The following is a 14,338-nucleotide window of genomic DNA, read 5'->3' as shown; positions in this document are numbered from 1 at the left end:
GTACATGTAATATGTTTTTTTCGCTAACTATTTTCCATTCACTTAACAGATAAAAAAACACCCATTAGTAAAAACTAATAGGTGCTTCTTAACAATCATCTGCTTGCATATCGAGCTGAAACTTATAACGGTTTGTCCAGGCGTCGATGAAATCAGGTGCAAAAGGTCCTCTTTTTTGTTGAATCCAGCCAATTAATTTATCGACATTGCGCTTTAGAATTTTATCAATGACATCTGGATAAGACATTTCCTTACGATGTAGCTCATATTCATCCTCATCTAAAAGTGAATAAGACATGTCAGGGAATACTTTAATGTCTAAATCATAGTCAATATATTTAATGGCATTATTATCGAAAACAAATGGTGAGCTTAGATTACAATAATAATACACACCGTCCTCACGCAGCATGCAGATGATATTAAACCAGTGCTCCGCATGGAAATAACAAATAGAAGGCTCTCTTGTTAGCCAAGTACGACCATCGGATTCTGTCACAAGTGTCCGTTCATTCGCACCGATAATGATATTTTTTGTTCCTTTTAACACCATTGTTTCTTGCCAAACCCGGTGGATACGGCCATTGTGCTTATAACTATGTATTTGTATCGTTTCTCCTTCTACCGGTATTGCCATTTTTGAAGCCCACCTTTTCGTCTATGCTACCTAAATCTAGCAGTCTCTAGTATATTATAGCAATGTGTAGGCGAAAGGTGTAGTTAGAAAACCACAAATTTCCCTGCGTCCTTTTCAAATTTTACAAAAAATCGTAAATTTAAAGAGAATCTTATTATACCCATTATCTAATTAGAACTTTTAATGTGTATCAATGATTTTATCTGCCTGAGCGTATCCTTTGGTACCTGAGCGATTCTTCTCGCGACCTGAGCGAATTTCTTGGCGACCTGAGCAGTTCTTCTCACGACCCGAGCGAATTTCTTGGTGACCTGAGCAGTTCTTCTCGCGACCCGAGCGAATTTCTTGGTGACCTGAGCAGTTCTTCTCGCGACCCGAGCGAATTTCTTGGCGACCTGAGCAGTTCTTCTCACGACCCGAGCGAATTTCTTGGCGACCTGAGCGATTCTTCTCACGACCTGAGCTATTCTCTTCTGGCCTAGAGCAGTTTGGAAGTTTTTAATAATATAAAGGAGCTGTCTTTTGTAATCTTTTCGATTTTGACAGCTCCTTAGAGGTAAATGCAAATATGCAATTACAAAGTGTTATTCACCAAGATCTTGGTTCGTTTTTGAGAGGTTTCCTGAAGCTTGAGCTTTCTTTTGCTCTGCTTTAGCATTTTGCTTTTGCACTTCATTCACATCAGTCTCATAACCAAACTCTTGACTTTGACGTTGCATGTTTTTATTTGGTTGGAAATTTGTGTTGTTTTGCTTTTTCATTTTCATTCACCTCCACGATAATTATTGTGTACCGAGGTGAATGCTTTTATGCTTATAAATTATTTTATTTTACTTTCCCAATTCTCTCCATATTTTAAGCATTGGCACTGGCATAGGTATTTGCTCTATTTGTTCTCGAGTTAGCCAAACGCCTTTTTCAGTAGAATGACATGTCATGAAATAACTATTTAGATGCCATGTTAAATGTGAAAAAACATGTTTAAACATAAGTAAATCCCTCTGTGATTGAACATCTAAAGAATATTCATTTATAAAAGTGTCAATGGAATCTTTCCCATGCTCTATCATTGGAAATTGCCATAGATTTGCCAATAAACCTTCAGATGGTCGCTGTTCCATTAAAATTCGGCCATTTTGATCTTCACATACAAGGACATCATATGTAATATGCTTCATCTTTACTTTTTTTGATTTAACAGGCAGCTTTTCTGGTTCACCATCATTAAATGCAATACAATATTCGCGAACTGGACATAATAAACACTTTGGTGAAGTAGGTGTACAAATTAGTGCACCCAGCTCCATTAAGCCTTGATTGAAAGAGGATGCATTTTCAGGGTCTATCAGCTCTTCTATAGCTACTTCAAAAATCTTTTTTGTTTTAGGAATGGCTATATCCTCATGAATATCGAGTACACGGCTTAACACACGCATCACATTTCCGTCAACTGCATGTTCTGGCTTATCATAGGCAATACTTAAAATAGCACCAGCTGTATATGGACCTACACCTTTTAATGTTGAAATCTCATGTCGATTATTGGGTACTATTCCTCCGTAGTTCTCCAATACCTCTCTTACACCAGCCTGTAGATTACGGGCTCGGGAATAATAACCAAGACCTTCCCAGTGTTTTAATAAATATTCTTGTGGTGCTTCCGCAAGTAATTCTAATGTTGGGAAACTTTCTATAAAACGATTGTAATAAGGAATAACAGTGTCGACACGTGTTTGCTGCAGCATCACCTCAGATACCCAAATTTTATAAGGATCCTTCGTATGTCTCCAAGGTAAATCACGTTTCTCAACATTAAACCATTCAACTAACGATTGTCGAAATTCTGTTACATATGGATAATTCACAGTGACCTCCAGTGTTTTTACGATTTAAATTATGGTAAAAAGGGTATACAATTAAGAAAAGCTCATTTATCTATAACGACAAAAATCGTTATTTTAAAGATACTCTTTCTATCGAATATCTTGACTTGTTAATTATGGATTATTGAAATACATGTATGCAATTGTACTCTATTTACATGCATACTAGGAGTGGATATTTTTGGATTCAGGTACACATTTCGTTATGGGTATAGCCCTCGGTGGTCTTGCTTTAGCTGATCCCATGGTAGCAAATCATTCAATGACATTTACTGCAGTAATGGCAGGCACGATTATTGGCTCACAGGCACCTGATGTCGATACTGTTTTAAAACTGCGCAACAATGCAATTTATATTCGGCATCATCGAGGAATTACACATTCGCTCCCAGCAGTAGCTATCTGGCCTATCTTAATTACGGCGGTTCTATCATTCATTATTCAAGACGCAAATGTGTTTCATTTATGGCTCTGGACATTTTTAGCTGTAGCTCTTCATGTGTTTGTTGATATTTTTAATGCATACGGCACACAAGCCATTCGCCCATTCTCCAGAAAATGGGTAGCATTAGGTGTCATCAATACATTTGATCCTATTATCTTTTCGATTCATTGCGTCGGCATTTTATTATGGGCTTTTGGTACAAATCCCGTTTGGACATTTAGCATCATGTACCTCATCATTATCATGTATTATATATTACGATTTGCAGTCCAAAAATCCGTTAAAAAGGCTGTACATCATACTATTCAAGATGAGGAATATGTTATTGTAGCACCGACAATGAGATTCTTTCACTGGCGCATTGCAGCGAAGTCGAAAACACATTATTACGTTGGTCGTGCCTATGGTCGAACAGTCAATATTTACGATAAATTTGAAATAAAGCCTTTACCGAAAACGCCTCTTATAGAAAAAGCCATGAAGGACCGTAATCTCGATGCATTCGTGTCATTCTCGCCGCTATATCGATGGGAAATTTCTGAGCTAGAAAATAGCTTAACGGAAGTGAGGTTAATTGACCTTCGCTATCGTAGTGATAATCGCTATCCTTTTGTGGCTGTTGCTCATTTAAATGATGATAACGAGATTATTACCTCCTATACAGGCTGGATTTTTACTGAAGATAAACTACAAAAAAAATTACAAATCGGCGCAAGTAATTGAACAGGTAAACCCTGACCAATGTTGGTCAGGGTTTCGTTATTGCATCATATCATCACTAGCATCTAATAAATGAGCATATTTGGGATTGCGTCCTGCAAAGTTATGCAGCTTATCACCATAGCTGGTAATTAATTGACGTACCAGATTTTCTGTGTAATCAGCACCACGATAGTCGTAGCCTGCCTTTGCTGAAGTTGATTCAAAATCACTCCATAAAAGCTCAATCCAAACACGTGCACGCCCTACTGACATCTGTGGATTTTTTGCAAGTAACTCCCTAGTCAATTTTTCTATCTTTTCTTCCACTTATTTTCCCACCTTTACAGGAGATAGCATCGAAACTGGCAGAGCTTCTTGATATTTATCGCCGCCTAATCGATGTCCCCAAGCAAAGCGACCCTTTAAATAATCTACTTGGAAAAATTCGTTATCCGAGCTATCTATACGATACATTTCACCAGGTATGATAGTATCTAAATCCACTAAATAAGCAGCCGCCATTAAAGCTTTTCGTTCATACACTGCAAACTCATTAATAATACCTAGCTGTTCTGCTTTACGGGCCTTTTCCTTTAGCATAGCTATTTCTTCGCGTAATTCATGCTCTGACATGGTCGCGTAGTTTTTTTCACTCATTCCTCATTCTCCTTTTCTTCTATAAAACGGTCTATAACTTCAATGGGAAAGCCCTTTTGATAGAGCGCCTGTTTTATCTTCATTTTTCGTTCATAACCAGTATACTTTGACGCGTACTTTTTCCAAACCTTTTCGCCTTGAACATCAAGCAATTGCTGCCATTCATCTTCCTCTTGTTCGATGACAATTTGACTCAGCACCTCGTCTACAATTGCAAAAGAATAGCCTTTGCGCATAAGAAAATCCTGAATTTTAGCCTTGACTTGTGTTGGTGTTTTCCTTTTTTCAGATCGAACAACCTTTTCAGCCAACTGTGTCGCAAGCTTTACCTGTTCCCCATGACTAAAGGTTGCAAGTACCTCATCCTGTAAATCCTTATCAATTCCCTTTTTTATAAGGTCCTGTCTAATTGCCTTAGGTCCCTTTTTCATCGTAGCTTTTTTCGTATCGAGTAAAGCCTTGGAGTATGTTTCATCATTTAAAAAGCCATATGATTTCAGTTTTTGTATGGCTTCTAAAATCACCGCTTCTCCAAACTCTAATGTCAGAAGCTTTTTCTTCACTTCATGCTCGCTCCGCATTTGATAAGATAAAAAATTTAATGCTTTATTAAAAGCCTTCCGAATTTCATCCTCATAGGCAATTTCCTGAATATCAAATTCTTCTAGCATTTTGCCCTTTGTTAAACCAAATTGAATAAGAATAGCCTCGTCTACAGGAAAGGCGTACTCCTCGTTCAAATATATATTATAACGTTCTGGATTGTTTTTTTGGCGTGCAATTTTTGTAATAATACGCATATAAAACACCTCACTAATTACAATTATAACATGTTTCATAGTACTGCATTTTTACGATATTTTACTTTTATCGATAGCCTATATCAAACCATAAGATGGTAAACTAGAAACTATATATTGCTTTAAAAAGGAGGGAGCTCTTATGAAAATCGTTATCGCAGGTGGGACTGGCTTTGTAGGGAAAGTGCTAACTAGGCTGTTACAAGAAAATGGACACGAAATCATTATTTTAACTCGAAACAAAATCGTGCAAGAAAAAGATATCCAATATGTACAATGGCTTCAGCAGGGTGCACGACCTGAGCAGTTATTAAATACAGTTGATGCATTTGTTAATTTAGCAGGAATTTCTCTAAATAATGGACGTTGGACAAAAAAACAAAAAAAAGCCATTTATACAAGCCGTATGGATGCAACACTTGAAATCGTGAGAATTATGGAGCAACTTACCTCAAAGCCAAAAGTATTAATTAATGCCAGTGCAGTTGGGATTTATCCTACATCTACAATAACAACCTATACAGAAGATTCCATGGACTATGCAACTGATTTTTTAGGTACGACAGTTCAAGATTGGGAAAGACAGGCTAAACGTGCAGAAAAATTAGGAGTACGAGTTGCGCTTGCTCGATTTGGTGTAATTTTAGGACGTGATCAAGGCGCACTTCCTTCAATGCTGCTACCCTATAAAATGCATATTGGAGGCACTATCGGTTCTGGTGAACAATGGCTGTCATGGGTTCATGTGGAGGATGTAGCCCGTGCCATTTATTTTGCTATTACAAATGAGAACATTAAAGGTCCCTTTAATGTTACTGCCCCCCATGCAACTCGCATGAAAGATTTCGGAAAAACAATTGCTATGATAATGGGAAGAAGTCATTGGATGCCTGTACCTAGCATTGCTATGCGTTTAGCACTTGGAGAACAAAGTGTGCTGGTATTAAAAGGGCAACATGTATTACCTGCTGTATTAGAAAAACAGCATTTTACATTTAATTACCCTCATTTAAAAGAAGCACTTCAAGATTTGTTCTAAAAATTGTAGTAGGATAAATTTTAAAAAACAACGCATTCTAATGAAAAAGAAAGGATGCGTTTTTTTATGTGGAAACAACATATAGTTGGAGCAGTGATTGCTACTTTTATTATTGCCGGGGCAATTAGCTTTAATCCGTATTTTGCTTCTGGCTCTGATGAACACAATTGGGGCTTTAAACGAGCAAAAAATGGTGAGCAGGCTGAGGCGGGAGCACAGCTTGATCAGCTACTTGAGAAATATGGTGCTATTTATAAAGGTAAGCCTGATAAAAAAGTTGCTTATTTAACCTTTGATAATGGATATGAAAATGGGTTTACAGAAAGTATTTTGGATACATTGAAGAAGGAAGATGCACCAGCAACTTTCTTTCTAACGGGGCATTATTTAGAAAGTGCCCCCGATTTAGTGAGGCGTATGGTTAAAGATGGTCATACGATTGGCAATCATTCATATGGGCATCCAAACATGGCGAGAATAACACCAGAAACTATGCGTGCGGAATGGAAAAAACTTGACGATAAGCTCCGTGAATTAACAGGGATTGAACGTACAACCTATGCTCGTCCACCTGAAGGTACATTTAATGCAAAATTATTAGAGGTAGGAAATGCTGAAGGCTACCGCCATATTTTTTGGTCTGTTGCCTTTAAGGATTGGATGAGAGATGAACGCCGCGGCGCAGACTATGCGTATAATGCTTTAATGGAGCAGCTACACCCTGGTGCTGTCATATTAATGCATACTGTGGCACAGGATAATGCAGAAGCACTTCCTATGTTTATTGCCGAAGCGAAAAAACAAGGATATACATTTTTATCCCTTGATGATTTAGTTTTAGAATATGAAGATTTCCCTGTAGCTTTGCAATCGTCCACTCCTTAGTTATAATGGGATGATATTAAACGAACAGGGACGTGGAATGCTTGACACAGCAAACAACAATGGAAGTGGGACAAAAATTCCCTTTAACAATAAAAAGACTCGGTATTAATGGCGAAGGTGTAGGCTTTTATAAGCGCAATGTTGTATTCGTAAAGGGCGCTATACCCGGCGAAGAAATTACAGCTCAGGTAACGAAAACTCAACGAAATTTTGCCGAGGCAGAAATAATAACGATTCGCAAAGCTTCAAAATATCGCCAGGAGGCACCTTGTCCAGTTTACAATGAATGTGGCGGCTGTCAGCTTCAACATATGACATATGACAAACAGCTAATGGAAAAGCGTGATATTGTTATCCAAGCATTAGAGCGTTATGCAAAACCCTTAGCTGCAACTGTTGAAGTACGAAAAACGCTTGGGATGGATAATCCTTGGCATTACCGTAATAAAAGTCAATTCCAAGTAAGGAAAGAAGGCAAACGTGTATATGCAGGCTTATTTGTTGAAGGGAGCAACAAGCTACTCAATATTAATGATTGCCTTGTGCAGCACCCAATCACGTCTAAAATAACTGTTGCCACTCGTAAGATTTTACAAAAGCTGAATATTACGATTTACGATGGTCGTACGCTTGATGGTTTAGTGCGTACGATTGTTGTGCGTACAGGAATTCGTACTGGAGAAACGCAGGTTGTGCTTGTTACAACACGTAAAGAAATTCCTCATTTAGCTGAGCTTATTTCACGTATAAAAAAAATCGACCCAAGTATTGTGTCCATTGCACAAAATATTAATCGTGAGAAAACATCGCTTATTTTTGGAGATGAAACGAATGTTCTTGATGGCAAGGAAACAATCCATGAGGAGCTTGGCGAATTAGCCTTTGACTTATCTGCACGCGCCTTTTTCCAGTTGAATCCAACACAGACAGTACATCTATATGATGAAATCAAAAAAGCCGCTGCATTAACAGGCAAAGAAACAGTGGTGGATGCTTACTGTGGCGTTGGGACAATTGGTTTATGGCTAGCAGACAAAGCTAAAGAAGTTCGTGGAATGGATGTTATTCCTGAAAGTATTCAGGATGCACGCAAAAATGCACGTAACCACGGCTTCAAGCATACAAAATATGCAGTCGGTACAGCAGAAAGCGTCTTAGCAAAATGGCGTAAGGAAGGCTTTACACCAGATGTAATTACAGTAGATCCACCTCGTACAGGACTTGCACCTGAATTTATCCGTACTGTATTGAAGCTAAAACCGAAGCGCTTTGTCTATACATCGTGTAATCCATCAACTTTGGCGAAGGATTTAAACGAATTATCGAAAATTTATGATGTTGAGTATATTCAGCCAGTGGATATGTTTGCACAAACGGCACAGGTGGAATGTGTTTGCAACATGGTTTTAAAACCTGAATACCCAAAATGAGATTGTAATGTTTAGAAAATAATTACAAGACCACTTCAATAATAGAGGTCTTGTTTTTTTATTCTATTCTTTAAGTTCGTTTTCATCGCCCACTTCCTCAAAATTTTAACAACAATTTTTGAGTAGAAGCAGAATCAAATTATACTACTGAAAATTAAAATAAGTAATTGCGTTTGTGTGCTTCTTATGGAGAATGGAATCAATCGCTAAAACATTACTGATAACAAATGTACGTTTAGCATGTCTTGTAAAACAAAGTGCTTGAAACGAATCACCAACAATCTTAAAAATCCTTATACGACGTTTTTATATTTTGCATCATAATTACAAATTGATTACGCAGCATTGCTTTAACTAATTGTTCTTTCATCCTTCTACACTCCCTTTCTCAAGAACAAACGTACGCATTTTATCAAGTGAAATTTCTGAGCAAAAAAAAGATCAGGTGCTCATTTTTAAAATGGCCCTGGTCTATTCTATTTCGAAACTTTATTTAATTTTGGGGTCACGTCAGATTTATGCGGATTTACAACGTTAAAAAATAGGTCGCATAAAACTTCTTTCATAACTTAAAATGCATTTATTATCTTCTGCAAACTTGAATGCAGCTTGACATTCTTCATCTAATGCCATTTTAGCTCGGTACTCTTCATATGCTGCTAAACTTGGAAAAGTGAATAAGGCATAAGCAATATTATTAGCCCCCTCATGCGGAAGGAAATAACCATGATGTGTTCCACCCAGTTTATTTACAAGAGGAATCCACATTTTACCGTATTCTTCAAACTCTTTTGCTTTATAAGGGTCAATAATATATTTCAAATAACAAGTAACCATTTTATGCCTCCTAAACATTTTTTTGAATTATATCACATACTTTAATTCCTTTGTACCGAGAATTGTAGTATAAATCGTTACCAAAGTGTCGTTTTGGAAGAATATTTACTTAATATTGTAAATCCACATTTTTCTGAAGCTACCCTATTTTGTGTAAAGCATGTTCTATTTCTTCCAATTTCATGGAAAAATATTTTGTATAGGTTTAAATCTATCTATTTTGCTTCTGACGTAATGATGTAACTACCACAGTATTAAAACTTTAACCACGCTTCATTCACCCTAATATTTACCATTATCCTTTTAATTACTAAATATACCAAAAATATAAATAGAAAATGCCCAAGTACTCAATTCAGGTGGAATGTGTGGCAAAGCTTGTGTTGAAAAAGTAAGTAAAAAGGACGTCTCAGAAGTTAGAGACGTCCTTTTTTTGATGCACAGCTCAAGCTGCCTGGTGGATGATGGATGGTCCAGAAAAATCAACACCTTAACCAATAACCCAGGATTTAAAAGATTTTTATGCGTTAAATTTTTATCTTTGATTAAAAAAAACTTTGAAACGTGAACTTTGTGCTTTTAATTTTAACCTTTGAGCTTTTATTTTAGATTGTTTAAAGTTCCTTTGTAATAAGACATGTTTAAGGTTTTAACTCGCACACATGCCTTGAAGCGCGAGCGATTTTTCGTTTTCCATTTTCGCTAGACCATGCATATTTCATTAAGCTTGCACTTCAATAAATGTCGTGGCATTTGATTCTGATAACACAGCGTCTACCTCTGACTCAAATTCCTCAATTCTACTACTTAATGCTTCAATTTTCTTTTTAACATTCATCGGATCAATTAACTCGAATTCGTTTCTTTTCATAAATGTCTCAGTATGTAATTTAACCTCTTCTGGAGATTGTTTATCTTTATTACCTAAAATATTGATTAAATATGTTTCAAGCTTTGCAGGCAACGCATCATTTTCTTTAGCTACCATATTGATTGCTGAACGGTATTGCTGCTGCATAGCTTCTAATAATTTCTTTTCAAAATGAATGGACTGTTTGCGTTCTATTGCCTCTGCGACAGTCATTTCTTCTTTCCCTACAGTCACCGTTATTCTAGCATTGGATTCTACAACTAACGATTTAATACGGTTGCGATAGTCAATTAAACCGACTACTTTATCGTATGAGGATTGCATCTGTTTTTCATATTCTTGAATCTCAACACCATTAATTTTGCTATTACTTTTACGATTAGCTAAAACTGTACTAACTTCATTTGTTGCTGCTTCTATACGATGATTAAGCATCTTTAATTCTGTTAATGCACGGTGAATGGATAACTTTTTATATTCAGTCATGTTTTATTCTCCCCATAATTTGTAATCTAAACGGCAATGTTCTTCTATTATATCCAGTTAGCTATTTAAAGTACAAATATTACCTATAATAATAGTATTTGATTTTATGATTCCTTATCTGTATAATATCAAACTAGGTGCCAAACCTAAGTGATAGGGACGGAACATCCTTATCACGCAAAAAACGCCAATACAGCACGGATTTGCTGGGCGTTTTTTGTTTTATGAGCGGGAAGATGAGCCCCGCTCTTTTTCTTTGAAAGTTTCCTCTTCCTGATTTTTACCTACATTGTCGCGGATTGTTTATTTTTATTTCCACCAAATAGCATTAACACGATTGATACCACAAGTAATAGCATTGAAACTAATAATAAGAAGCTATAATTTTTTACATATTCTATATACACCCCGCCAAGAAACGGTCCTGTTAAACTTCCAATACTTAGAGCAATACCACACAATAGATTTCCAGTTGGCAGTAATTCCTTCGGTGTTAAATCAGCCATATATGTGATTCCTAATGAAAACATTGAGCCTACCAATGTACCTGTAAAGAAAAATGCGATGGCTACTGCAATTTGTGAATGCTCTAAAAAGCTAGCAATTGCAAAAATAATAGCTCCGCCAAAAGAACCTATCATCAATACCTTTCGACGCCCAACTTTATCTCCTATCGCTCCAAGAGGCACCTGTGTTAAAATTCCTCCGAAAGTAAAGACAGATAAAATAATAGGAATCATTCCAACCTCAAAACCTTTACGTAAAGCATAGACTGGAAATAAAGCATTTAAAGACGATTCTAAAAACCCATAAACAAATGGACCTAAAAACGCAATCCACCCAAAAATAAAGGCCATTTTATAACGCTGCCAGCCTCTTGCATGTAAATCACCCGTTAAACGCTCAGGCTTTTCATTTTTCAATAAAAATACAAACGACCATGCCAATAAGCACAGAATCGAGGAGACTATAAACGGCAATGCTTCTGTAATTTGAATAAGCTTTACCATTAACGGTCCTACTGCAAAACCTGTACTAAAGGATAAGCCGTAAATGGCCATACCTTTCCCTAAGCTTTTATGATCCGCTGTGCTAGTAATCCACGTTTGTGTCGCAAAGTGTAATGCATGATCCCCTACCCCAATGAGTAAACGAAGAATAAACCAAAAGGTCACACTTTTCCATAGAGGAAATGCGAGAAGAGATACAAACACCAATGCCCCACCTATTAAAATAATTGGTTTATAGCCCCATTTTCTTAAAGGTTGCTCAATAAACGGGGAGATTAATAAAGTTCCTATGTATAAACCTGTTGCATTCAATCCATTCAATGCAGAGGATACACCATCCCGCTCGAAAATAATTGAAATTAGTGGTAATAGCATCCCTTGTGAAAAGCCGGAAATTGATACAATTAACACTAGAATGGCAAATCTTTTTTTGCTGTAATCTGAGAAGTACGTCATCTTTTCCTCCAACATCAAGTCATTCTTCCAAAGAACAGCATACCAAAAAGCCTTAGCGCTCACCACATGTGATTTTACGCTAAGGCTTAACGAATACTTATTTTCATTTAATTGTATAAACACGAATTTCAGCATTTACTTTCGCCGAGAACTTGTTTAAACTCCCTCCTTTTCGAGTTAGAGTTCGTAAGATTTTGATAATCAGCTCCTTTACGATTTCTTAATACAACTTTAACACAGGTAATCAATATTGTAAATATTCTGTCTATTGTTTTTTAAAAATTAATCGTTAAGTCCTAGGTGTTTACCTAAACATTGAAATTTAGACCTAATTCAGCTACGATAAAGGTGATGAAATGAGGTGTACGAATGTCTAAGCCAATTACTGATAAAAAGCAGCAAGTAAATTACTTAAGAGAACGTCTTGAAATATTTTTAGAAGTATTAGATGCAATTGATCCTGAAACAACTGAATTAGAGGACATTGATCGTTTAATAGAAATGATGGATGATTTAGAAGACAAAATGGAGCAGTTTAACGCTCGTGAACAATAGTTGAAAAAGAGTTTGGGCAAAAAGCGCGAAAAATCAACGTTTGATTCCTCGCGCTTTTTAAGATTTTGATCAGTTTTGCTAGCCTGTCTAATGACAGTCCCAGTTATACAAAACCTTACTAAAATCCTTGTTTTGAAGCTCTTCCTCAGTAATGAAAAAATTCGCTACACCACAATCGCCCCACATTATATGGTCACCGACACTATCAATTTGTAGTAGCAAAACAGTAGATTGTTGGTGATCCCCGTATGCTCTTGGATCATCCTGTGTAAAAAATGGATAGCCGCCAATTTTATGACCATCACCTGATAATGCTTCGTAAAAAGCATCCTCTAGAGCATCATCTTCCATATTATCTAAAATGCTTGCATAATGATCATTACTTCTAAAATCATCTATTGATAAAGGTTCATATGATGCCTCAAAGGACAACGCCATCTCCTTCTCAACAGGAAAATACATTTCATCCTTTTCCGCTTCAATAAACGAAAAATCTTGAATTAATTGTGATGCATCATCAACGATACGTTCATGATAAAGAACACGAAACCCCTTTTGGTTTTGAGCATTACCAAAGTCCAATCCGAATACATCGTCAAAGGAATCAATATAAAACTGTATAATCCCCTCTTCAGGGAATTTTGATAAATGATTAGGTACTTCTTTAAAATTAATTTGCGCTAGTAATTTTAATGGTTGTCCAGATGAATTTTTAGGATACTCCATTGACAATGGAAAATATGGATCACCAGCAAACTTACTTTCAAATAACGATGTTTTCCGCACTGTTGTTTCAATATTTATAACCGACTGTAATGTTTCCTCTATAGTTTTTCGGTATACTTCAAATTCTTCAGGTAACATAAGAACGCTCTTTTCAGACATATTATTCCCTCCTAAAGTAGATTTATCCTTATTATAGAACAAATGTTCCTTTTTATCAATGATTTCCAAAGGAAAAGTATTCTAGGTTGGATGCATATAAATAACCGGCTTCATATAGGCGGGATTTGATTAGAGGCTCGGATTTTTTGACCAGGCTCTTTGGGTTTAGGATCACCTTCGTCCTTTTTTTGATCAGGTTCTTAAGGTTTTTGATCACCTTCACACTCTTTTTGATCAGGTCCTTCAGGTTTTTGATCGCCTTTACACTCTTTTTGATCAGGTCCTACACTTTTTTGATCACCTTCACACTTTTTTCAATCAGGTCCTATACTTTTTGATCACCTTCACACTCTTTTTGATCAGGTCCTACACTTTTTTGATCGCCTTTACACTCTTTTTGATCAGGTCCTACACTTTTTTGATCGCCTTTACACTCTTTTTGATCAGGTTCTACACTTTTTGATCACCTTCACACTCTTTTTGATCAGGTCCTACACTTTTTTGATCACCTTCACGCTCTTTTTGATCAGGTCTATACTTTTTGATCACCTTTACACTCTTTTTGATCAGGTCCTACAGATTTTTGATCGCCTTTATACTCTTTTTGATCAGGTCCTACACTTTTTTGATCACCTTCACGCTCTTTTTGATCAGGTCCTACACTTTTTTGATCACCTTCACGCTCTTTTTGATCAGGTCCTACACTTTTTTGATCGCCTTTACACTCTTTTTGATCAGGTCCTACACTTTTTGATCACCT

15 protein-coding genes are annotated in these 14,338 nt (G+C 36.6%); 5 read left to right on the top strand and 10 right to left on the bottom strand.

The genetic code is table 11. From position 1 onward, the window contains the following. Nucleotides 1–88 precede the first annotated feature (88 nt). The 3 genes from ntdP to mutY form a co-directional block, all read right to left on the bottom strand. Entirely contained in the window at nucleotides 89–637 is a 549-nt protein-coding gene (gene ntdP, locus AC3WOM_RS06875) for a nucleoside tri-diphosphate phosphatase (RefSeq protein ID WP_427542473.1), read from the bottom strand. A 584-nt stretch (nucleotides 638–1,221) separates the two neighbouring features. Continuing rightward, nucleotides 1,222–1,398 carry a gamma-type small acid-soluble spore protein gene (locus AC3WOM_RS06870; protein WP_492445786.1) on the bottom strand — a complete coding sequence of 59 codons (177 nt, stop codon included), beginning with the start codon at nucleotides 1,396–1,398 and terminating at the stop codon, nucleotides 1,222–1,224. Between the two features lie 69 nt (nucleotides 1,399–1,467). Continuing rightward, nucleotides 1,468–2,502, bottom strand: a complete 1,035-nt coding sequence (gene mutY / locus AC3WOM_RS06865; protein WP_492445784.1) for an A/G-specific adenine glycosylase — start codon at nucleotides 2,500–2,502, stop codon at nucleotides 1,468–1,470. Between the two features lie 199 nt (nucleotides 2,503–2,701). Here mutY and AC3WOM_RS06860 point away from each other — a divergent pair, with 199 nt between their 5' ends. Further along, the gene (locus AC3WOM_RS06860; RefSeq protein ID WP_492445782.1) at nucleotides 2,702–3,688 is read left to right on the top strand and encodes a metal-dependent hydrolase; all 987 of its coding nucleotides are present in this window, start codon (nucleotides 2,702–2,704) and stop codon (nucleotides 3,686–3,688) included. A 36-nt stretch (nucleotides 3,689–3,724) separates the two neighbouring features. On the opposite strand, the gene AC3WOM_RS06855 is transcribed toward AC3WOM_RS06860, so the two are convergent. From AC3WOM_RS06855 to recX, 3 genes are read right to left on the bottom strand one after another with little or no spacing between them, the layout of a single operon-like run. Then, nucleotides 3,725–3,994, bottom strand: coding sequence for a YfhJ family protein (locus AC3WOM_RS06855; protein ID WP_427542485.1), 270 nt, complete (start codon nucleotides 3,992–3,994; stop codon nucleotides 3,725–3,727). Further along, nucleotides 3,995–4,324: a YfhH family protein gene (locus AC3WOM_RS06850; protein WP_427542488.1), complete on the bottom strand. Its 330-nt coding sequence runs from the start codon at nucleotides 4,322–4,324 to the stop codon at nucleotides 3,995–3,997. It abuts the gene before it with no gap. Then, entirely contained in the window at nucleotides 4,321–5,124 is an 804-nt protein-coding gene (gene recX / locus AC3WOM_RS06845) for a recombination regulator RecX (RefSeq protein ID WP_492445779.1), read from the bottom strand. Before recX ends, AC3WOM_RS06850 begins: the two co-directional genes overlap by 4 nt. A gap of 142 nt (nucleotides 5,125–5,266) precedes the next feature. Between recX and AC3WOM_RS06840 the strand changes: the two genes are divergently transcribed. The 3 genes from AC3WOM_RS06840 (at nucleotide 5,267) to rlmD (ending at nucleotide 8,478) form a co-directional block, all read left to right on the top strand. Beyond that, entirely contained in the window at nucleotides 5,267–6,163 is an 897-nt protein-coding gene (locus AC3WOM_RS06840) for a TIGR01777 family oxidoreductase (RefSeq protein WP_492445778.1), read from the top strand. Between the two features lie 66 nt (nucleotides 6,164–6,229). After that, complete coding sequence (locus AC3WOM_RS06835) at nucleotides 6,230–7,048, top strand: delta-lactam-biosynthetic de-N-acetylase (RefSeq protein ID WP_427542498.1); 819 nt, start codon at nucleotides 6,230–6,232, stop codon at nucleotides 7,046–7,048. A 41-nt stretch (nucleotides 7,049–7,089) separates the two neighbouring features. After that, on the top strand, nucleotides 7,090–8,478 hold the full coding sequence (rlmD, locus tag AC3WOM_RS06830) for a 23S rRNA (uracil(1939)-C(5))-methyltransferase RlmD (protein ID WP_492445776.1): 1,389 nt from the start codon (nucleotides 7,090–7,092) through the stop codon (nucleotides 8,476–8,478). 534 nt (nucleotides 8,479–9,012) lie between these two features. On the opposite strand, the gene AC3WOM_RS06825 is transcribed toward rlmD, so the two are convergent. The 3 genes from AC3WOM_RS06825 to AC3WOM_RS06815 form a co-directional block, all read right to left on the bottom strand. Further along, entirely contained in the window at nucleotides 9,013–9,315 is a 303-nt protein-coding gene (locus tag AC3WOM_RS06825) for an NIPSNAP family protein (RefSeq protein WP_492445774.1), read from the bottom strand. Between the two features lie 721 nt (nucleotides 9,316–10,036). Further along, nucleotides 10,037–10,672 (bottom strand): hypothetical protein, encoded by a 636-nt coding sequence (locus AC3WOM_RS06820; RefSeq protein WP_492445772.1) that lies wholly within the window; start codon nucleotides 10,670–10,672, stop codon nucleotides 10,037–10,039. Between the two features lie 284 nt (nucleotides 10,673–10,956). Continuing rightward, nucleotides 10,957–12,138: an MFS transporter gene (locus AC3WOM_RS06815; protein WP_492445770.1), complete on the bottom strand. Its 1,182-nt coding sequence runs from the start codon at nucleotides 12,136–12,138 to the stop codon at nucleotides 10,957–10,959. Nucleotides 12,139–12,507: 369 nt separating this feature from the next. Between AC3WOM_RS06815 and AC3WOM_RS06810 the strand changes: the two genes are divergently transcribed. Next, nucleotides 12,508–12,693 (top strand): SE1561 family protein, encoded by a 186-nt coding sequence (locus tag AC3WOM_RS06810; protein WP_427542512.1) that lies wholly within the window; start codon nucleotides 12,508–12,510, stop codon nucleotides 12,691–12,693. An 87-nt stretch (nucleotides 12,694–12,780) separates the two neighbouring features. Here AC3WOM_RS06810 and AC3WOM_RS06805 read toward each other — a convergent pair whose 3' ends face one another. After that, entirely contained in the window at nucleotides 12,781–13,578 is a 798-nt protein-coding gene (locus AC3WOM_RS06805; RefSeq protein WP_492445768.1) for a YwqG family protein, read from the bottom strand. Nucleotides 13,579–14,338 lie beyond the last annotated feature (760 nt).

This window comes from Lysinibacillus sp. FW301-JW8, from assembly GCF_058788755.1.
Note: the sequence above shows the minus strand (reverse complement) of the source record. Positions and strands in the feature narration are given on the sequence as shown.